The sequence below is a fragment of the Caldimicrobium thiodismutans genome, assembly GCF_001548275.1.
GTDB lineage: Bacteria > Desulfobacterota > Thermodesulfobacteria > Thermodesulfobacteriales > Thermodesulfobacteriaceae > Caldimicrobium > Caldimicrobium thiodismutans.
Genome location: NZ_AP014945.1, coordinates 1 through 23,224, shown reverse-complemented (window position 1 = coordinate 23,224; position 23,224 = coordinate 1). Strand labels below are relative to the sequence as shown.

The following is a 23,224-nucleotide window of genomic DNA, read 5'->3' as shown; positions in this document are numbered from 1 at the left end:
CCTCCTCTGCCCTAATTTAATATCTAATTGAGATATATCCAGTCTCTTGAATATAAAGTTAATCTTTTTAGTCCTGCAGAGGTAACCAAAAAGGTGTCTTCAAGACCTATTACTCCAAGGTCTGGAATGTGAAACTTTGGTTCAAGGGCAATCACCATATTCTCTTCAAGTTTTTGCTCATTGCGTGGACTAATGACAGGTGGCTCATCTATTTCAAGGCCAACGCCATGTCCAAGAAAATTGATCTTATCCCCATGTCGCATAAAAAACTCTTGAAATCCATATTTTTTAACTATGTTCTCAGCAACACAATAGAGTTCAGAACAGGAAATACCTGGTTTAGCAATTTTTTCAAGATTTGTTAATATCTCTAAGGAAGCTCTGTAAAAGGGTTCAGCTAATTTAACCCTTCCAAAACTTGCCATCCGCGTCTGATCCACATAATACCCCTTATAAAAACCACTAAAGTCCATTAAAATAGCCTCACCTTTTCTCAGTCTTTTTAAGCTTGCTCCTCCAGGAAAGCCTTCTAAACCTCTTCCTCCCTCTCCTGTGGTAAAGGGTAAAGCAAAAAGACCTTCCTTTCCTGAAATCAAATAACCATAAGAAAGCTCAAAATTATTAACAGATCTCGTATAACCTGGATGGCCAAGCTCTCTTAAGGCCTTTTCTAAAAGAGCACTTGCAAAAAGCTCCTTCATACCAGGTTTAAACTGGGCTAAAGTGATATTGAGGGCCTTAGAGAGTCTCTTACCAGCTTCTCTAAGACAGGCAATCTCAAAGGGACTCTTTTTCATTCGCAAATCCCAGATAATATTATCCAGAGAGACTAATTCAAAATCTTTAAGAATTTTTTTTAATTTCTCTCCTTCTTCCCAGGAAAAGGCTCTATATTCAAGCCCTATCTTATGACCCCATTTTTCCTTCAGGATCTCAGAGAGACTTTTAAAGCCTTCTAAAAAATAAGTAGGCAATTTACATAACTTTTTAGTTTGTTCAAAGGGGCGCCTCACAAACAAAGCTATATCATCTGAGGTAACGAATAAAAAACCCTTTATCCAGAGGCCCGTTAGATAGTAAATGTTTAAAGGGGAAAAAACAAGGGCTACATCAAGACTATTATCCTTTAGTTTACCCTTAAAAAGGGAAAGTCTTCTTTCAATTTCCTCTAAGTTCATTATTTTGAGTAAGAGAGAGATTCTTTAAGGTATCAGCAATTTTGAGCACAGTTTCAGCATAGGGTTCACTTATATTATATTTCATGATGATTCTCTTTTTTTCTGCTCTTTCTGACGCAATCTTATAACCCTCTTTTTGAAGATAATTAGCAATACTTGCCAGAGCATCAGAGATTGAATATAAATCAACCTTTCCGTCACCATCCCAATCATACCCGTAAACAACATAACTTTTAGGAACAAATTGGGGATAACCAAAGGCCCCAAAAATTGAGCCCTTAATCTCAAAGGGATCCCATTGATTTTTATAAGCAATTTCAAGAAAATATAAAAGCTCTTTATAGGCCCAATTGCTCCTTTTCTCCCAGCGCTTTTTGACAGTCTCATTAGAAAAATCAATCTCTGGTTGATTTTGAAGATAAATTTTAAAAAGATCTTCCTCTCCAGTTAGAGCTAAACTAAAAAAGGTGTTTAACACCCTGTGACGCCCAGTTTTTCTTCCAAGATCAGTCTCAATAAGAAATATAGAAACTATAACCTCCTTATCTACCTGAAAATGTTGTTCAAGCGCATTAAGAAGCTCTATATTTTCCTTTATAAAACTTTTAGCCCTCTTTAGTCTTTCTTTTTCAAAGAACTGATGATACGGTAAATTGACCTCTCTCCAGGTAAGACTTTTAAGCATAATTTCCGGTGAAAAGGAAAGCTCTTTTCGGCAAAGCACTTCCTTAATGTAATCCTCTGGGACTTTATTTTTCAAATCCTCCTTAATACGATTTAGCAATTGCTCTGCATAGGGACGAATTTCGGCCTTAAATTCTGAAAAACACTGGGGAGAAGAACTCTGTAAAGGCTTTTCTGGAGACTGAGAAAAAGCTATTAAAAAAATTAATCCCAGAGCCACTCCAAAAAACATTCTCTTTACTCCTTGGCCAGATTTAAAAGTGATCCTGCAAGAAGACAGGCCCTTTCCCTCTCTGTAAAATCACCAATAGCCCAAATCTCTCCCTTACCCTCAATTTCTATTTTAAACCTCTTTTCTCCAGAAGAAAGATTCATTTTTAGATTTTTAATATGAAAGCGGTCTCCCCCTTCAAGCCTCTCATAATCTTGAGAATTTTCAAAGGTTAAAGGAAGAATTCCGAAATTGATAAGATTACTTCTATGAATCCTGGCAAAGGAACGGGCAAGTTTCACCCTTACCCCTAAATACCTTGGGGCTAAGGCTGCATGTTCTCTACTTGATCCCTGACCATAATTTTCACCCCCTAAAACTCCTACCGAAAGCCCTTTCTCCTTTAAAGAAAGGGCTTCTCTGGGAAAATCTGCCCAGACATTTTTAAAAACATATTGACTTATGGCAGGAAGATTACTTCTTAAAGGTAAGATCTGAGCACCGGCAGGCATAATATGATCTGTTGTAATATTATCACCCACTTTGAGAAGAAAAACTCCCTCAAGTTCCTCAGGCAGAGGATCAAAACCTGGTAAAGGTGCAATATTGGGGCCTCTTATAATCTCTACTTTTCTTGCCTGTTCCTCTGGTAAAGGTGGAATTAAGAGAGAATCATTGATTAAAAAACGCCCGGGAAGAGAAATTTCTGGATAATCTCCAAGCTCCCTTGGATCGGTGATTACTCCCCTAATAGCACTGGCAACTGCAGTTTCAGGAGAGACTAAATAGACGAAATCTGGATTTGTGCCTGACCTTCCCGGAAAATTACGGGTAAAGGTTCTAAGAGAAATGGCATTAGTTGGAGGAGCCTGGCCCATTCCAATACAACCAAGACAACCGGATTGATGAATCCTCACACCTCCTTCAAGAAGACTGCGGAGACCCGACAAAGCTGTCAAATTCTCTAAGACCTGTAAAGAACCAGGATTAATCTCAAAGGAGACCATAGGGTGAGTTTTATACCTTTCCATAACCTTTGAGACTACCATTAAATCCTTTAAACTTGAGTTTGCACATGACCCAATTATAACTTGAAAAACGGGTTTTCCTGCCTCTTCAGATACTCTTTTTACATTATCCGGGGATGAAGGACAGGCACAGAGAGGTTCAATTTTAGAGAGATCTATTTCAATAATTTCATCATATCTTGCATCTGCATCTCCTGCAAGAGGAATAAAATCCTGCTCTCTGCCCTGAGCAATAAGCCAGGCTTGAGTTATCTCATCAGATGGAAAAAGACTCGTTGTAGCCCCCATTTCTGTTCCAAGATTACAAATAGTTGCCCTTTCTGGAACAGAAAGGGTCTTTACTCCCTCACCAAAGTATTCAAGAACTTTCCCAAGTCCCCCCTTAACTGTAAGAAGGGAAAGAAGATATAGGGCTACATCTCTTGCAGAAACCCATGGGTTTAGTCTATTAAAAAGATAAACTCCTACCACCTTAGGCATTCTTAAGAAAAAAGGCTTTCCTGCCATAGCCATTGCCACATCAAGCCCCCCTGCTCCAATTGCTAACATTCCGCATCCACCAGCTGTTGGAGTATGAGAGTCAGACCCGATTAAAGTCTTGCCTGGCACTGCAAATCTCTCCAGATGAACCTGATGGCAGATTCCATTGCCAGGCTTGGAAAACCAAATTCCATAACGCATAGCAATAGTCTGCAAAAAAAGATGATCATCAGCATTTTTAAAGTCTGTTTGAAGCAAATTATGATCAACATAGGAGACAGAAAGCTCAGTTTTAACCCTATCAATTCCAATAGCCTCAAACTCAAGATAACTCATAGTGCCTGTAGCATCTTGAGTTAAGGTTTGATCAATTCTGATAGCAATCTCCTCACCAGGGTTCATCTTTCCAGCTACTAAATGTGCTGAGATAATCTTTTGGGTAAGATTCATTCCCATAGGGCTACCTCCTTTATATTTCTCCAAAACATTCAGGAAATAAACTTCTTAATTGATAAAATAAAGCCTCCATCTCAATATTTTTAAAAAATTTTTTTTCTGTAAAATCCCTGGCTAAGCATACAAATTCTGATATAGATTGAGGTAAAAAAATCTCATAAAGCCCTTCTTTAATTCTTCTTAAAACAAAAAAACTCAGGCTCGGTGTAAGCATAAGTAAGTCATCGCAGTTTCCCTTAAAATGAAAAGTTAAAATAAGATGCCTTACCTTCAAAAAAGGAGGAAGTTGATTAATTTTTTTCCTGGATAGAACCTCAAAAAATAAATCCTTAGAGACAATAACCTCTCTCTTAGGTAAACACCCCTTTAAAAAGGAACTTGGCAAAAGATCCTTTACAGAAAGATAGAGATTTTTTGTAAATTTTAAATCAAAGTGTTCAACTAATAAGTCTCTGAGAGTAAAAATAGAAAGAGTAAGCAAAAATTGATTTTTGGCTATTTCATCAAATTTAATAAAGGAAGGAGTTCTTTCTAACCATTCATAAATAGGGGTGTCTCTACTGGCTTTAATTTTAAAGGTTAGAAAGAACAGCTTAAAGGCATCTTCTTGAGGGATTTTCAGGCCTGCAGTAGCAAAATTAAGAAAGTCCTCTGGTTTTTCAGGAAGTAAAGTAAAAAGTTGTATTTCCATATCCGATTATAGTTGAAAGTTTGACCTCTATTTTACTCAGAGATTAATTTTTCTGCAAGAAGGAAATCCTCTGGATATGTAATTTTAAAATTCAGAAAAGACCCTGAAATTACCTTTACCTGATGACCATAATAATGAAGAAGAGAGCCTTCATCGGGAAAAGTAAGCCCCTCTTGAAAAGCCCTCTCCATTGTCTCTCTAAGAAGCGTAGCTCTGACTCCTTGAGGGGTCTGAACTAAGTAGAGGCCCTCTCTACTAATGGCCCTTTTAAGAAAATCATCTTGAACCTTAATTAAAGCATCTCTTACAGGTATAGCTGGAATAACTGCGGAATGGATCCTGGTTTCCTCAATAATCTTTGTTATCAAATCAGAAGAAACAAAGGGCCTAACAGCATCGTGGATTAAAAAAATCTCTGTTTCCTTAGGAGAAGCAAGCAAGGCCCTGTAAACAGACTCTTGACGAGTTTCCCCTCCCTCAGTTATAGCATAAACCTTTTTAATGGAATATTTTAATAAGGTTTCTTTAATATATTGTTTAAAATCTTGAGATACCGATAAAATTATACTTGAACAATGGGAATGGTTATCAAATATTTTTAAAGTTCTAATAAAAAGAGGGATGCCCTTAAGAGATAGAAATTGTTTAGGAAGTTCAGCTTTTAGCCTTAAGCCCTTTCCAGCACAGGGGATTAAAACTGAGACCATTCCAATACCTCAGCGCACAAAGGTATGATAAAGTTCTCTATAAAGAGGACAAAGGCCTAAAAGTTCAGTATGGGTGCCTTCTGATACAATCTTGCCTTTATCTAAAACAATTATTTTATCTGCTTTAATAATAGTTGAAAGTCTATGGGCTATCACAATAAGAGTGTGGTCTTTACGGAGTGTATCCAGAGCAGATTCAATAGCCCTTTCTGTTAAGCTATCAATTTGGCTGGTTGCCTCATCAAGAATAATCACAGGGGGGCGCCTTAAAAAAACTCTGGCTAAAGCCAGTCTCTGTTTTTGTCCTCCAGAAAGAGTTAAGCCCTCTTCTCCAAGGATTGTTCCAAAACCCTTGGGTAGGGCTTCAATAAAATCTAAGGCTTGAGAAAATCTGCAGGCCTCTCTTACTTCTTCTGCACTGGCTGTGGGTTTAACAAGAATCAGATTGTCCCAAATGGACAAATTAAAAAGGAAAGGCTCTTGCCAGACCATTCCAAATAGCCCTCGCAAGCTCTCAAGATCTAATTCTTTTAAAGGTTTATTATCTAAGTAAATTTCTCCCTCTGTTGGATCATAAAACCTTGGAAGAAGGGATATTAAGGTGCTTTTTCCTGCTCCACTTGGTCCTACTAAAGCAGTCATTTTTCGGGCAGGAATTTTTAAATTGATGTTATCTAAGACCTTAGGCAGGGAATCATCGTAACAAAAACTAACCCCTTTAAGGAAAAAACCCTCTTGAGGTGAAGTTGCCTTAATATAACCTCCTTTTTCCTCTTCAAGATTAAAGACCTCCTCAATACGAATCCAGGCCCCTTGAGCCTCTTTAAGCCCAGTATAAGCCCTTGCAATCTTACGGATGGGATTAAAAATTAGAAGGATGGCTGTCAAGAGAGAAAGAAAGGCTCCTGGACTAAGATCCCCCCTTATAATCAATACCCCACCATATCCAATCAAAATAGCTCCACCTATTCCAGTCATTAAATCAACTAAACTTTTTGAAGACTCTCGATATTTGGTTACCTTAAGGCTAAGTTTATAAAATTTTTCAAGTTCCTTAGCAAAAAATTTAATTAAAATCTCTTTAGAACTTGCCAATTTAATCTCTTTAATTCCCTGAAGGATTTCACTCATGCGATGGGTAAGTTCACCGGTTGAGGCCTGAGTTAATCTTCTGGCCCTTCGTGTCTTTGTTCCCAGATATTTGGTTCCAAGAACAATGGCAGGAAGGGTAATAAGGGCAAGTAAAGTAAGATCCCAGCGCTGATAAAAGGCAACCCCCAAAAGAACCAAAACAGTTAATGTTTCTTTAATCAAGGTTTGAGAACTCTCCCCCAGAATGGGCTCTATTTGAGAGGTATCATTAATTACCTTAGAAACAGTTTGACCGCTTCTTTCTCTCTGGAGCTTTGCATAGGGAAGAGTCAAACATTTTTTGAATAAATCCAGACGAATACTATTAATTATTCCTGTTGATAAGCTTTTCATAAAATAAGCCTGAAAAAGAGAAAAAAGGCCATTTAAAGTAAAAATTAAAACAAGATAAAGGGGGACATATTTGAAATACTCATAGTGTTTTTCAAGAAAAACAAAGTTAAAAATAGGTTTAATTGACCAGGTGCCAAGACCAGTCACAAAAGAAGAAAGGACCGAAAAAATTAGCCCAAGAAAAAGGGGTTTTAGAAAACCCTGTGCATATTTTAGGATATATTTAATAAACCTTAAAGTTTCATTTTCCAAAGGTTAATCCCAAATAAAAATTAAAAGCCGCCTTGGGCCATTCTATAAAGCCTTGCTACCCGTTCCTCTATAGGGGGGTGAGTAGAAAAAAGAGATAAAAGGCTTTTTCCTGAAAGAGGATTAACGATAAACATCTGAGCCTGGGCTGGATTAACATCCATGGGATAAGCCCTATTCCAGGAATCAAGTTTCTCAAGAGCCCTGGCTAAGGCTCGGGGATTTTTAATTACCCTGGCTCCTGTTTCATCTGCTAAATACTCTCTACTTCTACTAATAGCAAGTTGAATAAGGGTTGCAGCAATAGGAATAATGATAATAGCAACTAAGGTGCCAACAAGTGCAAGGGGATTTCTATCTTCATCCTCTCGACTTCCTCCAAAGAAAAGGGCCCATTGAGCCATTTGAGCAAGATAACTTATGGCTCCAACTATAGTTGCTGCAATCGTGGAAATAAGAATGTCTCTATTTTTGATATGGGCTACTTCATGGGCTATTACCCCTGCAAGCTCTTCTTTATCAAGAAGTCTTCTAATCCCCATTGTTACTGCAACCACACCTTTTTCAGGATTTCTTCCTGTTGCAAAGGCATTAGGGGTCTCTGTAGGGATAACATATACCTGAGGTTTTGGAATCCCTGCCCTTCTGGCAACCTCTTCTACAATAGCATGGAGTTCGGGATCTTCATCACGGCTTACTGGCTTAGCTCCACTCATAGCAAGCACAAGCTTATCAGAAAAGAAATAGGCTATAAAATTCATTATTCCAGCCATAAAAAGGGCTATAGTTGCCCCGGTTTTACCGCCAATAAGGGAACCAACCAAAATAAAAAGAACCGTTAATATAGCCAGAAAAATAAAAGTCTTAAAGACATTAAACATTTTTTTCACCTCCATGACCAAATTTAATAAAAAATATAAGTAAATTTAGGCCATTGTCAAGCATTTGCATGCATCCATATCTTTTGAGACTCTATAGGATTTTTTCAACTACTTTTCCTCCCACCTCTTACCACCCTTCTTTTTTTGTAAGGATCTAAACTTATATAGGAGCATTTAATCTCTTCTTTTTGCTCTCTTTTTCACAAGCTCTTTAGAAAAAATAATTTAAATTTTAATCTAATTTATATGAAAATATTAAAAACTCTTTTTTGGCCTGAAATTGAAGGGAATAATCGCATTAATCTCTTTAAGATCAGTTCAAAAATAAAAAACTTTTTCTATAATCGGAAGAATTTTGCCCTTATCCGAACCCTTGGAGACATTATTTTTCTTATACTAATTCTTATGGGACTTTTTGGCCCTCAAGACCCTAAAAAAAATATTATGCTTTTCTTGGCCTGGGGAGTCTGGTGGTCATCACTTGTTTTATCCTGGTTTTTCTTAGGTAGAATGTGGTGTGCCCTTTGTCCTTTTCCTGGCTTGGCAAGATTATTTCAGAAACTAAAACTTTCTCTCCTAAAAGAACCTTCTTCATTTCTTAAAACTTATGGCATACATATAGCAACTGCTCTTTTCTTTTTAATCATCTGGCTTGAAAGCACAACTGATCTAGTTTATTCACCAAGATATACGGCTCTTTTTATTTTAAGTATAGTCCTTTTAGCTGGTATTATGGGTATCCTTTTCAGAGAATATGCCTGGTGCAGATATCTTTGTCCTCTTGGAAGAATAACCGGTGTTGCATCAACTATGGCCTTAATTGAATTCCGTCCAGATTATAGGGTTTGTAAAGGCTGTAAAGGTGCTTTTTGCAAGAAAGGAAAAGAGAAAATTAAACCCTGTCCTGTTTACCTTGGGGCTGTAGCTGTTCAAAATAATCTTAACTGTTTTATCTGTGGACATTGTCTACTTCTTTGCCCATATGATTCTCCTGCTGTTTATTTAAGGCATCCTTTAAGAGAAATTATTCTCAATAAAGGTAAAGGAATAACCTGTGCTTATGTAATTCCCTTTCTCATAGGGTCTCAACTTGCCCGGTTCCTTAAAGATACACCTTATTTTCAAAGCTGGGTTGAAAGTCTCCATTTTGAGCCCCATCTTTTTTTTACCCTTTTATTTTTCTGGTTTTCCCTTTTCCTAATTGTCCTGACAAAACTTGCTGCAAGCTATTTTAGACTCGTTGAAGACCCTATCCTCGGAAAATTTAATCTTACTATCGCTATTCTTATTCCCATGGCCTTTACTGGAGAACTTATTTATAGACTCAGATTTTTTTTTAAAAATGTAGGAGATTTTTTGCCCACCTTAGGGCGTCAATTTAACATCCCTACTTTATTAAATTATCAGTATTTTATCCCTGAGACGGTTATAAAATATCTTAGTTTATTTCTCCTTACCCTCTCACTATTAGGGAGTTTATATCTTGTCTTTTATTTTTATTATAAAGACTTTGAAAGAGAAATCCCCTTCCAAAGATATTTTCATTTTATAGGGATTGCTATAGGACTTTATATATTTTATTTCTTTTTGATTTTTACTTCAATCTGATAAACTTCTTCAGGAACACCCTTTAAGCCTCTAAGAAATCCAAGGATTAAATTCTTTAAGATATCCTGAATAAAAGGTTTAAGGGTAATTTCTCCTTCATTAACCCAGAGAGACACTTCAGTCTTAGATTTCACTTCTAACTTTTTTTTAACATATTCTAATGTCCTATCCTTTTCTGATGAATCAACAATTAGCTCTACCATAGATAAGTTCTTTTTAATCTCTTCTGGATCTTCCCCTTTACTTAAAACCCAAATTTTTGAAATTCCCCCTAAATATTTAAAACCTTCAAGAAGCAAAAGATCGCAATCATAAAAGAGATACCTCAAATATTCCAAAAAATCCTGAGACTTACAGAATGAAGGTAAATAAAGGGTGACTAAATCCTTTTGGAAGAGACAAACTTTATAAGCCCCTGCCCTTCTATATCTCCAGGTATCAGTGCCGGGTTTATCTGTAAGTGCTCCTTCTTCCTTAGTAGACTTAACTACCCCAACTTTATAACCATCTTTAATTAACTCTTGAACAAGGAAGGTTCCAAGGGTAGTCTTGCCTGAATTATGATGACCGCAAAGGGATAAAATTAGTGGCAAGGTTACTCTAAGAAGTAGGTTTCTCCGGGTTTTAAGGGTATAATCTCGGGTTTAAAGGAATACTTTGCAAGTTCCTCTTTAAAGGCTTCAACTGTTCCTGTAAGAATCGGAAAAGTTCCGTAATGCATAGGGATTACTTTTTTGGCTTTAATTAACTGACAGGCCTTAGCAGCTTCCTTTGGCCCCATTACATAATGATCACCAATGGGAAGCATGGCAATTTCAGGATTATATAGTTCTCCTATAAGAGCCATATCACCAAAAAGACCTGTGTCACCAGCATGATAGATTTTCATCCCCATTTCAAGGGTAATGATAAATCCGCAAGGCTCCCCTGCATAAGTTCCATCAGGAAAAGAAGAACTATGAAGCGCTGGAACCATAGTAAAACTTATTCCATTTGTGCGATAGGTCCCACCTATATTCATCCCTGTTGCCTTAGGAACCCCTTTAGCAAGAAGATATTGTTGGATTTCATGTATAGCAATAACTTCCGTAATAGCGGTCCTTGAAAGTTTCAGAACCTCACCAAGATGATCCCCATGGGCATGAGTAATAAGAATATAATCATAGGGCCCAAGATCAACATCCTCAGGGGCAAGGGGATGAGTAAGCCAGGGATCTATAATTATTTTTTTTCCTTCTTGGCTTACTATTTTAAAACAGGCATGGCCGTAGTAGGTAATTTCCATATTGACAATCACTGAAAATTTATGGAGCGGGCGACGGGATTCGAACCCGCGACCTACAGCATGGCAAGCTGTCGCTCTACCAGGCTAAGCTACGCCCGCATTTAAAATATATAATAATCTCTCTTTTCTTACTGTCAAGAACCTGTGTGCGTCCATATCTTTTTAGACTTAAGAAAATTTTTCTCCTACTTCGGTTGTAGGAAAATAAACCTGCACTTTGCAGGGGCCCCCTATGTGTTTGCCCGTTATGTGTTCCTTTGCATTATTGGGGCAGACACACAGACCTGCCCCTACATTGATGATGAAATGTATGTGTTTTCACATTATTTCTACCTCTCACCTCTTACCTCTTACCACCCTTTCATTTTCTTGTAAGGATATGAACTTATGCAAAGCTTAATCTTTGGGCGGTGCAAAAACTTCACACATCTTAGCTATGCGCTCATAATCCTCGTTAACCCTCTTTTGAATCATTTCAATCTCTTCAGGTTTTAAGTGCCGGAATCTCCTTTGTAGCTTGAGATATTCCTCAACGGGTTTTGGTTTATCCACTTTACGATTAAGAATATAATACTTTCCATCAATAACTTCATAGAGGGGGAATATTCTGGTCTCTACAATTAACTTACATAGTTTTATAGTATCTTCTCCTTTAGAACCCCAACCTGTGGGACAGGGAGAATAAACATGGATAAAGGCTGGGCCTTCAACCAGGGAGGCCTTTTTCACCTTATTCATATAATCCATATAAAAGGCAGGGCTTGCAGTTGCAAAATAGGGTATATTATGAGCAGCAATGATACCATCTAAGTTTTTCTTCCAGGTTATATTCCCATGGATAACCTTTCCAGCTGGGCTTGTAGTTGTATGGGCAAGAAAAGGGGTTCCACCAGATCTTTGAACACCCGTATTCATGTAGGCCTCATTATCAAGGCAGATATAAATGAAGTTATGTCCTCTTTCCAGGGCTCCTGAAACAAATTGTAAACCAATATCAAAGGTTGCTCCATCACCTGCAAAGACAACAATGTTTATTTTTTCTCTTTTGGGTATTTTTCCCTTTCTTTTCAAAGCCTTAATAGCGGAATCAATTCCTGAGGCAACTGTGGCTGAGTTCTCAAAGGCTACATGAATCCAAGGGATTTTCCAGGAGGTAAAGGGAAAGGGGCTGGTAATGATCTCCATACAACCAGTGGAAGAGACAGCTATGGTATTTGGTCCAAGCACCTTGAGAGCCAACTTTAGAGGTAGCACTGTCCCACACCCCTGACAGGCACGATGCCCGGGGGCAATCCAATCTTCTTTGGGAAGCTCTTTAATATTTAAACCTTTAAATTTGGCAAGTTCTGGTCTCATGGCTCTACTCCTTTGCTCCAAAAATTTCGTATGCAAACCTTGGTTTGGCTTTTATAAAACTAAAGGTTCTGTCAAAAAGTTCTTCAAAATCCTCAGTTGTTACATCTCTTCCTCCCAGAGCACCGATCAGATTGAGCACCTTGGGTCTTTTATTTGACTGATAGAGAGCACTTCTTACCTCTATTCCCACAGGGCCTCCTGTTGCTCCATGACTCAGAGCCCTGTCAAAGACAGTAATAGCTTTTACCTTGCCAAGGGCTTTAATAAAATCCTGAGTAGGAAAGGGCCTCCAAAGGCGAATTCTTATGAGTCCGACCTTTTTACCCTTTTCCCTCAGGGCATCAACAGTATTCATAGCTGTTTCAGCTAAACTTCCCATTATCACTAAGGCAACTTCTGCATCCTCCATCTTATAAGTCTCAATGGGCTGATACCGTCTACCTGAAATTTTTTCAAACTCCTGCCAGGCCTTAACAACTACTTTGTAAGAGGCCTTGAAAGCCTCATCTTGAGCCTTTCTGGCCTCAGTATAAATTTCAGGAACACCAATAGCTCCAATGGTAATAGGTTTTTTGGGATCAAGTTTATGTTTCATTTTTAGAGGAGGGATATATTTATCTACAAGCTCCTGATCAAGCAACTCCACTGGCTCAACCACATGTGTCACAATAAAACCATCTAAATTAACAGCAACTGGAAGCATAGCCTTTTCTGCTACTCTATAGGCATGATAAACAAGATCCACTGCCTCCTGACCATTTTCAGCAAAGGTCTGAATCCAACCAAGATCTCGCATGGTCATAACATCTCCATGGTCATTCCAGATACTGATGGGAGCGGAAATAGCTCGATTAGCTATAACCATTACAATGGGGAGTCTAAAGGCTGAAGCAATTGGTAACATCTCATACATAAAAAGTAGGCCCTGTGCGGCTGTAGAGGTAAAGGTTCTGGCGCCTGTTGCAGCTGCACCAATGCAAGCACTCATAGCAGCATGTTCAGACTCAACAGGTATGTATTCTGCATCAAGCTCACCATTATTGACCAGATCTGCTAAGTGCTCAACAATGTGGGTCTGTGGAGTAATAGGATAAGCGGAGACCACATCTACCTTACATTGGGCCACCGCATCAGCAACCGCTATGGAAACTTCCTTAGCTACCCTTTTTCCCATCTTAGGCCTCCTCTAAAACCATAGTAATAGCCCCTTTGGGGCAAATAGCTGCACAGATTCCACAGCCTTTACAATAATTTAAATTACAAATAAAATATCCTTCTTCATTCTCTTCATAGGCAGGCTCAGGACACATAAGATAACACTGACCACACTTAATACACTTTTCTTTGTCAAGCACAGGCTTATGGGACTTCCAATCACCTGTTTTGAATTTGACCGAGTTCCCAGGCTCCAAAATATACATGCCTGGTGCAAGCTCTTTCCAACTCATCAGTCCTTGATCTTTTAGCATGGCTAAACTCCTTACCCGTAAATTTTAGTTTCTTTTATTGCCCTTTGAAAGGCCTTTATATTCTTTTCCGCTAATTTCCCAAATCTTTCCTTTAAAGCTGCTTCCATATAAGCTGGATCAACCAGACCTGTTGCAGCAATAAAGGCACCAAGCATAGTGGTATTGGTGATAGGAACTCCAATTTCTTCAAGAGCAATCTTATTAGCATCAACAATTGCCAGCCTTCCTTTATAACCTCCAAGCATTTTTCTGACTTCCCCTTCAGAATGGGAGCTATTGAGGATGGCAATCCCACCATCCTTAAGTCCTGCAGTAACATTAACTATCTTGGGTAGGCTTGCATCAAGAACAAGAACTACATCAGGATGATAAATCTTTTCCCGGGTTCTAATTCTGGAGTCACTGATTCTCGCAAAGGCTTGCACTGGAGCTCCTCTTCTTTCAGGTCCAAAGCTTGGAAAGGCCTGCGCATATTTCCCTTGATTAATAGCAGCTATGGCAATTAGCTCTGCTGAGGTAACTCCTCCTTGACCTCCTCTTCCATGAAGCCTTATCTCTATCATAGAGCACCCCTTTTGAGAAATTTTAAAGGATATAAAAACATGAAAATTTAAATTGTCAATCCTTTTGTGATTTTTTTCCTTAATAGTAACCTATCCATCTTATAAAATCGCATAAGTTTACATTCTGGGAGGGCTTTAAAATTTAGGATAATAAAATAATCCTCTCTATCTGCCAGAAAAAAGCAATTTTCTCTATAAAAAAGAGGCAGATTTAGGTGTTAAAGAATATGGATTTTATTTTCAAAAATTTTATTTATATTTAATTTATGGCAAGTTTATCTGAGAGATTAAGGCCCAGGAGTCTTAAAGAGTTCGTTGGGCAGAGACATCTTTTTGAAAAAGGAGGAACTCTATACTATCTTCTTAAAAGGGAAAAGCCCTTTTCTTTAATCTTCTGGGGACCACCGGGGACTGGCAAAACTACCCTTAGCTATCTATTAGGGAAATACTTTCAAGCCCACTTTGTGGCAGTAAGTGCTGTAGATACTACCCTTAAAGATTTAAAAGATCTTATTAAACAGGCAGAAAACTTAAAAAAACTTGGTAAAAACACTATCCTTTTTATTGATGAAATCCATAGGTTTAACAAGGCCCAACAGGCTTTTTTACTTCCCTATGTGGAAAAGGAGCTAATCTTTCTCTTCGGAGCAACTACAGAAAATCCCTCCTTTGAAATAATAGCTCCCCTCCTTTCCAGAGTGCGAGTTTTACAATTATATCCTCTTGAAGAGGATGAAATTTTACAACTCCTCAAGAGGGCATTAATTGACGAAACAAATGGATACGGAACTTATAATTATATTGTTAAAGATGAGGTTTTAAAAACCATAGCTCAGGCCTCTCAAGGGGATGGTCGCTTTGCCTTGAATACCCTTGAAATACTCGTTGAAGGAGCCATACAGGAGGGTCTAAAAGAAATCACCCTTGAAGCTTTGACACAAAACCTCTTAACTAAGCCGCTCCTCTATGATAAGAGTGGAGAGGAGCACTATAATCTTATATCAGCCTTTCACAAAAGCATGCGGGGAAGTGACCCTGATGCAACCATCTATTGGATGGTTAGGATGCTTGAGGCAGGAGAAGATCCCCTTTATATCGCAAGGAGAATATTAATTTGTGCAGCAGAAGATGTGGGTTTAGCGGATCCTTTAGCCTTAGTAGTAGCCCTTTCTGCCTTTAAGGCCTATGAGATACTTGGATCTCCAGAAGGTGAGATTGCCTTAGCTGAAGCAGCTCTATATGTGGCTTTGGCTCCAAAAAGTAATTCCTCTTATCTGGCTTTAAAAAAAGCTAAGGATTTGATTAAAAAAACAGGAGCCCAGCCTGTTCCTCTTCATCTCAGAAACCCCGTCACAGCCCTAATGGAAAAAATGGGTTATGGAAAGGATTACCAATACCCCCATGATTTTGAGCATGCCTTTGTATTGCAAGAATACCTGCCTGAAGCCCTTAAAAAGATCATATTCTATCAACCTAAGGAGATCGGTGTAGAATCTACTTTTAAGGAAAGATTAAAGAAACTCTGGGGCAAATACAAAGGCTATGTTTAAAAATAGACTCTCCTTTCTTAAATCCCCTTTAAGTATATTAACCTTCATTTTTATCCTTCTTTTTTCAGTCTTTACCTTTTTTCAACTTATCTATTTTAAACATTATCTACAGCAAAGCATAAAAACCAAAGTAGAAAATACTCTTAGTCAGGTTGAAGGAAAGCTCTCAGATTATGTAAGATTTTTGGAAAATTTTTATAAAATTCCCTTTATTCCAGAATTTTCTGAATTACCCGAGAGTAAAGGATGGCTTCTTGATTTAGTGGATTTTTTGGAAGAGCTTTTTAAAAGGGAAAAATTTCTTAATCTTGCTATTTTTTATCAAAAAGATCCTTTTCTGTCCTGGAATTTTAAAGAAAAGGCTTTCCCCTTCAGGGAGTGCAAAAACGCCCTTTACCAAGAGGGAAATCTTATAAAGGCCATACATCAAACTAAGATTGAAAACAAAGAATATTGTATTTTCATGACCTTAGATGTGTCCTATTATCAAAGGGCCTTTTTAAAATATGCCTTTCTTACTATCTTTTTTTATTGTGTAACTCTGGTTATGGTGATGTATTTGCTTTATCGTTTTCACAGGGCTGAAGAGAAAAAAAAGGAGGCTGAAAAAAGACTTCAGGCTGAAAAAGAGCTTGCCCTATTGGGAAGAATGGCTGCAACCCTTGCACATGAATTAAGAAATAATCTAAACAATCTTTTTTTGCTTATACAAACCTCTTCTATGCAAGAATCAGCGGAAGGACTTAGCCAGAAAAGGATTTTAGAAGAACTCAAAGGGCTCCTGAATTGGACACAGGAAATCCTCTTATTCCACAAAGATATTCAATTACAACCACAATTTTTTGACCCTGAAAGCCTTCTTCTGGAATTAAAATTAATGGTTGCCAATCTTTCTTCCGGAAAAATAACCTTTGAGATTGAAAACAGAGTCAATGAACTTTGGGGAGATCCCTTCTGGCTTAAAAAGTCCTTTGAAAATCTAATTAAAAATGCCTGTGAGGCCCTAACAGAAGGTGGACATATAAAATTAACCCTTGCCAAAAGAGGCGATTTTTATATAGCTGAACTTTATGATAGTGGCAAACCTATCCCCTTGGAAATTAAGGATAAAATTTTTGAACCCTTTTTCAGCACTAAAAAAGAGGGTTTTGGATTAGGATTATATCTGATAAAAAAAATCATTGAGGCTCATCAGGGAGTTGTTGAGATAGAAAATCTTAAAGAAGGTGGTAAAATTTTTCACCTTAAGTGGAAGGCTTCAGCATGAAAAAAGAAAATTTATTAATTATAGAAGATGAAAAATTACAGAGAGAGATCTTAGAAGATTTTCTCAAAAAAAAGGGCTATCATGTCCTTGCAGTAGAAAATCTAAAAGAGGCTGAAAAGATTTTACAGGGAAGGGAAATTAATCTTATCCTCCTTGATTGGAGACTTCCAGATGGAGACGGTTTAAGTTTTCTTGAGACCTTGAAAAGCGAATATCCATTGATTCCTGTCATTATGATTACAGCCTTTGCCAGCATTGAACATGCGGTAACAGCTATGAAAAAGGGGGCCTATCATTATTTAGCCAAACCAGTTAACCTTGAAGAACTTCTTTTATTGGTTGAAAGGGCATTGAATGAATCTAAGCTTACTAAGGAGGTTTATCTATTAAAGGAGAGATTGAAATATCTTTCTCGTGAAGAGTTCCAAAAAGTAGAAGGAATTATTGCTGAAAGTCCAGCTATGCAAAAGGTTTTGACCTTAGTTAACAAGGTAGCAGAAACTCAAGCCCCTGTCCTCATTACAGGAGAATCTGGGACAGGCAAAGAAGTCATTGCCAAGCTTCTTCATCAATTAAGCCCAAGACATGAAGGCCCTTTTATAAAAATTAATTGTGCAGCCATTCCTGAGACCCTTCTTGAGGCAGAGCTTTTTGGTTATGAAAAAGGTGCCTTTACAGGTGCAATTCAGTCTAAACCTGGACTTTTTGAATTAGCAGAGGGGGGAACTCTTTTCCTGGATGAGATTGGTGAGATGCCCCTTTCTCTACAGGCTAAACTTCTAAGGGTCTTGCAGGATAATACCTTTCGCAGACTTGGTAGCTTGCGGGAATTAACTGTTAATTTACGCTTGGTTACTGCAACTAACCGTGATCTTCAAAAAATGATTAAGGATGCACTTTTTAGGGAGGATCTTTACTGGAGATTGAATGTGATTAATATCCATATACCTCCCTTAAGAGAAAGAAAAGAGGATATTTTGCCGTTAGCAAAATTTTTTATAGAAAAGTTTAATAAAAAGTATGGAAAGGAGGTTAAGGAACTCTCTAAGGAGGCCCTTTCAGCCCTCTTTCAGCATTCCTTTCCCGGAAATGTGAGAGAACTGGAAAACCGCATAGAAAGAGGTATAATCTTAGCTGAGGGAGCGGTTCTTACCCGCGAAGATCTGGGTCTGGGTGAAGAAACTTCTAAAAAGGGATGGGTGGGTGAAGACCTCTGGAATCTTCCTTTAGAAGAAGCGGTTGAAAGGCTTGAGAAAAGTAGAATCAAAGAGGCTATGGAAAAAGCTAAAGGGGTAAAAGTAAGAGCAGCGGAAATCCTTGGAATTACAGAAAGGATGCTTCGTTACAAACTTGAGAAATATGGTCTGGGAGGATAAGATGGGCCTTTTACAAAAAGTTGATCCTGAAATCTTTGAGTTAATTCAGAGGGAGACAGACCGTCAGGAGTATCAACTTGAGATGATTGCCTCTGAAAACTTGGCTTCCCCAGCGGTAATGGAGGCAGAGGGCTCTCCCCTTATGAACAAATATGCAGAAGGTTATCCCGCAGCCAGATATTATGGTGGGTGTGAATTCGTTGATAATGTGGAAGGTCTTGCTATAGAACGGCTAAAACTCCTCTTTGGAGCAGATTATGCCAATGTGCAACCCCATTCTGGAACTCAGGCTAATATGGCGGTCTTCTTTGCAATTCTTAACCCGGGAGATACAATCCTTTCAATGAATCTTTCCCATGGTGGACACCTTTCCCACGGAGCTCCAATCAATTTTTCAGGCAAACTTTATAAAATTGTCCATTATGGGGTCTCAAAAGAGACAGAGACCCTTGATTATGATGAGATCCTTAAAATCGCCTTAATTGAAAAACCTAAGCTGATTATAGCTGGGGCCAGTGCCTATCCGAGAACTATAGATTTTGAGGCCTTTTATCATATTGCTCAAGCTGTGCGGGCCTATCTCATGGTAGATATGGCTCACATAGCAGGTTTAGTAGCAGCTGGTATTCACCCCTCTCCAGTTCCCTTTGCAGACTTTGTAACTTCAACTACGCATAAGACCCTGAGAGGCCCAAGAGGTGGTTTTATTCTCTGTAAAGAAAGATATGGGAAATTAATTGATAAAATAGTTTTCCCTGGCATTCAGGGAGGACCTCATATGAACATCATAGCTGCTAAAGCAGTCTGTTTCAAAGAGGCCCTTGAAGATGAGTTTAAAAGCTATCAACAACAGGTAGTAAAAAATGCCCAGACCTTAGCGCGGGTCTTTCAGCAAAGAGGCTTTAGAGTGGTTTCAGGAGGAACAGACAACCATTTAGTGCTTGTTGATGTCTCAAGTAAAGGTCTTACCGGGGCTGAAGCAGAAAAACTTTTAGAAGAGGCAGGCATCACAGTTAATAAAAACGCTATACCCTTTGATCCCTTACCTCCCAAGATAACAAGTGGTATTAGAATTGGGACTCCCGCCATAACTACAAGAGGATTAAAAGAAAAGGAGGTTGAGGAAGTTGCAGAGTGGATGTGCGAAATCTTAAAAAATCCAGAAAAGGAGACCCTTAGAAGGGAAATCCGGTCTAAAATTAAAGACCTCTGTATTAGATTTCCCTTTTATCGGAGATAAAAAGAAATGGGTAGACCGAGCTGGGATGAATACTTCATGGTCATTGCCAAACTTGTTGCAGTTCGTTCTGGTTGTAATTCCAGACCAACAGGGGCAGTTGTAGTGAAAGACAAAAGAATTCTTGCTACAGGTTACAATGGTCCAATGCCAGGAGCCTGGCATTGCACAGATAGAGGCCCAAATTATTGTTTCAGAAGAGAAAAAGGGGTTCCTGATATAGATAAATATAACTATTGCAGGGCAAGTCATGCAGAGGCTAATGCTATTGCCCAAGCTGCAAGATTTGGCATCTCCCTTGAAGGAGCAAGTCTTTACTGCACTTTAGCCCCCTGCTATGTATGTCTGAAACTTATTGCTTCTGCCGGCATAAAAGAGGTCTATTATGAATATGATTATGAAAGTAGAGACTTTGAACGGGATAATTTTTGGCGTGAAGCCATAAATGAGGCTGGTCTAAGAGTTTTTAAAGAAGTCAAGGTCTCAGAGGAAACTTATAAGGCCGTCTTAGAAATCCTTGAATTCCCTACCTCCAAACGCAGACTTCCTGCAACTGAATAATTGGCAATCTCATGGAAGCTTTACATGGGGATTAAGGAGTCCCTTAGGATCAAAGAGAGCCTTAAGTTTTTTCATTAATTCAATTTGTAAGGGATCAAGTTCCCAGACAACATAAGGTCTTTTTGAAAAACCAATTCCGTGTTCACCTGATATACTCCCAAAAAATTCAAGGACCTTTTTTAGAAGGTTTTCTCGAATAGATTTAGCCCTTTCTTCTTCTCCTTCTTTGAAAAGTAAATTCACATGGAAATTACCATCTCCAGCATGGCCAAAACTGGCTATAGATATCCCTGATTCCTCCTCTAATTTTCGTAAATACCTTAAAAATTCAACCATTTTCCTTCTGGGAACAACCACATCATCTGCTATCTTTTTAGGTCCAAGTTTGAAAAGGGAGGGAGAAATGCCTCTTCTTATTTCCCATAAAGCTTCAATATCCTCCTCTTTATCTGCAGATAAAAAGGATAAACCTTTTTGTTCAAGAATAATTTCAAAGGCCCCTGAATCCCTTTTAACCTCCTCTATTCGGCCATCAAATTCAACCCAAAGCAGACTTTCTGTGGTTTTCAAAATCTGGTCAGTTCTAACTTTTTCCTCTACTTTCTCTTTTATTACCTTTAAGGTTGTCCTATCTACAAATTCCGCTGAGGCTGGAGTCAGACCCTTTAAAAGGGTTTCAGTAATAAGTTCCAGAGTTTTGGATTCAACAGGGGAAAAAACAAGGTAAAGTTTTCTCTTTTCAGGCAAGGGCAAAAGTTTTAAGACTATTTCCACTATAAGGCCTAAGGTGCCTTCAGATCCTACAAAAAGAGGGGTAAGGTTATAAGGCACAACTCCTTTTAAAGTTGTAGGGCCAGTTTTTAAAAGTTTTCCACCAGAAAGCGCTACCTCTAAGGAAAGAACATAGTCCTTGGTTGTGCCATATTTTAAACCCCGAGGACCTCCTGCCCCTGTTGCTACATTACCCCCGATTGTTGAAAAGGCATAGCTTGCTGGATCCGGTGGATAAAAGAGGCCAAATTTTTTAAGATAATTTTTAAGATCACCATTTAAAACCCCTGGTTCAACCCGAGCTAAACGCTCTTCTGGCACAATCTCAAGGATACGATTCATCTTTGCAAAGGAGACAACCATACCTCCCTCAACAGGTAGAGAACTACCTGTAGTTGATGTCCCACTACCACGGGCAACAACAGGAAAATTAAAGCTTTCTGCAAGCCTGAGAAGCTCTGAAACTTCTGCCTTGGTCTCAGGAAATACAACTACCTCTGGTTTAAAAAAAAGAGAGGAGGCATCAGCCCCATAAGGCAAAATATCTTCTTCAGCTAAAAGAAGTCTTTCACCAAATAAATCTTTTAGAGCTTTAAGAGCAGGTTCTCTAAGCTTCAAAGCCTGCCTCTAAATACTCATTTTCCTCTGTGCATTCTGCTTGTGCTAACTCAATTTCAGGGGCAAGATCCTTAATCAAAAACTGTAACTGCAGTTTAAAGGCCTGATTTTGATTTAGTCTTTTCTCAATGCTTTTAAGGTGATAAATCACCGTTGAATGCTCTTTTTTCAGCATTTGGGCAATATCTTTTAAACTTTTTTTAGCCAGATGACGGAGGAGATAGATAACCGTCTGCCTGGCAAGACTTAGATTTTTTTTACGGGAAGGGGAAAAGAGGTCTTCCTTGGTAATTCCATAAAATTTTACTACTCCCTCTATGATAAGATCCATCTCTTGAGAGCCTTCTCTTTCTGAAGAAATCTCAGTTAATAACTCCTTTGCCAGCTGAAGACAAACCTGTTCCTTTAGAAAACTTGCTCTGGCAATAAGCCCAATTACTGCACTTTCAATCTGTCGGATATCGCCTCTCAGGTTCCGGGCAAGATAATCAACTACCTCTGAAGGAAACTTATAACCTTCTTTTCTGGCCTTAAAGCGTATAATTTTTTTTCGGGTCTCAAAATCTGGTTGATTAAGCCTTATCATTAAACCAGCATTAAGACGGGATTTTAAAGAACTATCCATATCTCGCAACTCCTGTGGAGATCCAATAGAAGTTAAAATAACCGTTTTTCTTTCATCTAAAAGATAATCTAACAAAAAGGAAAGTTCATTTTGAGTATATTCCTTACCCGAAAGAAAATGAATGCCATCCAGTAAAAGTAAATCACAGCTTTCTCTTATCTTTTCTTTAAAGGCCTCAATTTGTCCTGCTCGGAGATATTTTAATAAACAGCTCAAAAAATCTTGAGCAGTAAAATAATGAACCCTATTGAAACCCTGTTTAAGAAGCCCATTACCCACTGCCTGAGTCAAATGGGTTTTTCCAAGACCATAATTGCCATAAAGGTAAATAAAATAGCCCTTGGGTTTATTCTCAACTAACTGGGAACATACTTTATAAGCAAGTTCATTACATCTACCTACCACAAAATCCTCTAAGGTATAACGAGGGGATATCCTTCTACCAATGACCTCAACAGGATTATAGGGAATAACCATCTGTTCTGCCTTGGGTTTTTCGGTGACTACAAATTCAAATCCCTGAAGGTTGGCTTCCTTTATTAATCTTTGTAAAAGGTCTTCGTAGTTCTCTTTAAGCCAGGACTTAGCAAATTCATTGGGAACTTCAATGAAAAGGCTTGCATCTTTAATAAAACCATTTAACTCTGAGAACCATACTTTATAGATGCTTTGGGGTAGCTCCTCTTTAAGCCGTTCTTTAAAATAACTCCACCCCTTTTTCTTTAAGGATTTCATAAAGGAATCTCCCCCACTGAAAGGATATTTCAAAAATAACTTAGGAAGTTTAAATTTGCAAATAAAATGGTGAGTGTCGTAAAGATACACCCAGATTTAACTTTTATAAAAAGTTTTCCCCAAAAAATCAAAGACTTAATAAACAGAAAATTT

General features: G+C 38.3%; 21 protein-coding genes and 1 tRNA gene. 6 read left to right on the top strand and 16 right to left on the bottom strand.

Annotated elements, in window-relative coordinates; genetic code table 11:
- Positions 1-23: 23 nt before the first annotated feature.
- From THC_RS00110 to htpX, 7 genes are read right to left on the bottom strand one after another with little or no spacing between them, the layout of a single operon-like run.
- The gene (locus THC_RS00110; protein ID WP_068511554.1) at positions 24-1,178 is read right to left on the bottom strand and encodes a M24 family metallopeptidase; all 1,155 of its coding nucleotides are present in this window, start codon (positions 1,176-1,178) and stop codon (positions 24-26) included.
- Positions 1,159-2,094 carry a lytic murein transglycosylase gene (locus THC_RS00105; protein ID WP_082706218.1) on the bottom strand — a complete coding sequence of 312 codons (936 nt, stop codon included), beginning with the start codon at positions 2,092-2,094 and terminating at the stop codon, positions 1,159-1,161. Before THC_RS00105 ends, THC_RS00110 begins: the two co-directional genes overlap by 20 nt.
- A gap of 5 nt (positions 2,095-2,099) precedes the next feature.
- Positions 2,100-4,037, bottom strand: a complete 1,938-nt coding sequence (locus tag THC_RS00100) for an aconitate hydratase (protein WP_068511551.1) — start codon at positions 4,035-4,037, stop codon at positions 2,100-2,102.
- 13 nt (positions 4,038-4,050) lie between these two features.
- On the bottom strand, positions 4,051-4,728 hold the full coding sequence (locus THC_RS00095) for a hypothetical protein (RefSeq protein ID WP_068511550.1): 678 nt from the start codon (positions 4,726-4,728) through the stop codon (positions 4,051-4,053).
- A 32-nt stretch (positions 4,729-4,760) separates the two neighbouring features.
- On the bottom strand, positions 4,761-5,435 hold the full coding sequence (gene ispD, locus THC_RS00090) for a 2-C-methyl-D-erythritol 4-phosphate cytidylyltransferase (RefSeq protein ID WP_068511547.1): 675 nt from the start codon (positions 5,433-5,435) through the stop codon (positions 4,761-4,763).
- Positions 5,436-5,444: 9 nt separating this feature from the next.
- A complete protein-coding gene (locus tag THC_RS00085) occupies positions 5,445-7,172 on the bottom strand; it encodes an ABC transporter ATP-binding protein (protein WP_068511545.1) in 1,728 nt (575 codons plus the stop codon).
- A gap of 20 nt (positions 7,173-7,192) precedes the next feature.
- Positions 7,193-8,050: a zinc metalloprotease HtpX gene (gene htpX / locus THC_RS00080; RefSeq protein WP_068511542.1), complete on the bottom strand. Its 858-nt coding sequence runs from the start codon at positions 8,048-8,050 to the stop codon at positions 7,193-7,195.
- A 246-nt stretch (positions 8,051-8,296) separates the two neighbouring features.
- On the opposite strand from htpX, the gene THC_RS00075 reads away from it, so the two are divergent.
- Complete coding sequence (locus THC_RS00075) at positions 8,297-9,658, top strand: 4Fe-4S binding protein (RefSeq protein WP_068511539.1); 1,362 nt, start codon at positions 8,297-8,299, stop codon at positions 9,656-9,658.
- On the opposite strand, the gene THC_RS00070 is transcribed toward THC_RS00075, so the two are convergent.
- The 7 genes from THC_RS00070 to THC_RS00040 all read right to left on the bottom strand — a co-directional run bounded on the left by THC_RS00070 (position 9,628) and on the right by THC_RS00040 (position 14,331).
- A complete protein-coding gene (locus THC_RS00070; protein WP_068511536.1) occupies positions 9,628-10,251 on the bottom strand; it encodes a molybdopterin-guanine dinucleotide biosynthesis protein B in 624 nt (207 codons plus the stop codon). The two genes, THC_RS00075 and THC_RS00070, sit on opposite strands and share 31 nt — an antisense overlap.
- 2 nt (positions 10,252-10,253) lie before the next feature.
- Positions 10,254-10,943 carry a metal-dependent hydrolase gene (locus THC_RS00065; RefSeq protein ID WP_068511534.1) on the bottom strand — a complete coding sequence of 230 codons (690 nt, stop codon included), beginning with the start codon at positions 10,941-10,943 and terminating at the stop codon, positions 10,254-10,256.
- Positions 10,944-10,965: 22 nt separating this feature from the next.
- Positions 10,966-11,042 (bottom strand) — tRNA-Gly (locus THC_RS00060).
- Positions 11,043-11,339: 297 nt separating this feature from the next.
- Complete coding sequence (locus THC_RS00055; protein ID WP_068511531.1) at positions 11,340-12,299, bottom strand: thiamine pyrophosphate-dependent enzyme; 960 nt, start codon at positions 12,297-12,299, stop codon at positions 11,340-11,342.
- Positions 12,300-12,303: 4 nt separating this feature from the next.
- Entirely contained in the window at positions 12,304-13,473 is a 1,170-nt protein-coding gene (gene porA, locus THC_RS00050; protein WP_068511528.1) for a pyruvate ferredoxin oxidoreductase, read from the bottom strand.
- A 1-nt stretch (position 13,474) separates the two neighbouring features.
- Positions 13,475-13,768, bottom strand: coding sequence for a 4Fe-4S binding protein (locus tag THC_RS00045; protein WP_068511526.1), 294 nt, complete (start codon positions 13,766-13,768; stop codon positions 13,475-13,477).
- Positions 13,769-13,779: 11 nt separating this feature from the next.
- A complete protein-coding gene (locus THC_RS00040; RefSeq protein ID WP_068511524.1) occupies positions 13,780-14,331 on the bottom strand; it encodes a 2-oxoacid:acceptor oxidoreductase family protein in 552 nt (183 codons plus the stop codon).
- A 266-nt stretch (positions 14,332-14,597) separates the two neighbouring features.
- Between THC_RS00040 and THC_RS00035 the strand changes: the two genes are divergently transcribed.
- From THC_RS00035 to THC_RS00015, 5 genes are read left to right on the top strand one after another with little or no spacing between them, the layout of a single operon-like run.
- The gene (locus THC_RS00035) at positions 14,598-15,881 is read left to right on the top strand and encodes a replication-associated recombination protein A (RefSeq protein WP_068511522.1); all 1,284 of its coding nucleotides are present in this window, start codon (positions 14,598-14,600) and stop codon (positions 15,879-15,881) included.
- The gene (locus tag THC_RS00030) at positions 15,874-17,148 is read left to right on the top strand and encodes a sensor histidine kinase (RefSeq protein ID WP_068511520.1); all 1,275 of its coding nucleotides are present in this window, start codon (positions 15,874-15,876) and stop codon (positions 17,146-17,148) included. Before THC_RS00035 ends, THC_RS00030 begins: the two co-directional genes overlap by 8 nt.
- Complete coding sequence (locus tag THC_RS00025; RefSeq protein WP_068511518.1) at positions 17,145-18,524, top strand: sigma-54-dependent transcriptional regulator; 1,380 nt, start codon at positions 17,145-17,147, stop codon at positions 18,522-18,524. The genes THC_RS00030 and THC_RS00025 overlap by 4 nt, the downstream gene beginning before the upstream one ends.
- Position 18,525: 1 nt before the next feature.
- Positions 18,526-19,764, top strand: coding sequence for a serine hydroxymethyltransferase (gene glyA / locus THC_RS00020; protein ID WP_068511513.1), 1,239 nt, complete (start codon positions 18,526-18,528; stop codon positions 19,762-19,764).
- A gap of 6 nt (positions 19,765-19,770) precedes the next feature.
- Complete coding sequence (locus THC_RS00015) at positions 19,771-20,322, top strand: deoxycytidylate deaminase (protein ID WP_068511511.1); 552 nt, start codon at positions 19,771-19,773, stop codon at positions 20,320-20,322.
- 9 nt (positions 20,323-20,331) lie between these two features.
- Here the strand turns inward: THC_RS00015 and THC_RS00010 are convergent, their stop codons facing one another.
- Both THC_RS00010 and dnaA read right to left on the bottom strand, forming a co-directional pair.
- Positions 20,332-21,711, bottom strand: coding sequence for an FAD-binding oxidoreductase (locus THC_RS00010; RefSeq protein WP_082706216.1), 1,380 nt, complete (start codon positions 21,709-21,711; stop codon positions 20,332-20,334).
- Entirely contained in the window at positions 21,701-23,071 is a 1,371-nt protein-coding gene (gene dnaA / locus THC_RS00005) for a chromosomal replication initiator protein DnaA (RefSeq protein WP_068511509.1), read from the bottom strand. Before dnaA ends, THC_RS00010 begins: the two co-directional genes overlap by 11 nt.
- Positions 23,072-23,224: the final 153 nt, after the last annotated feature.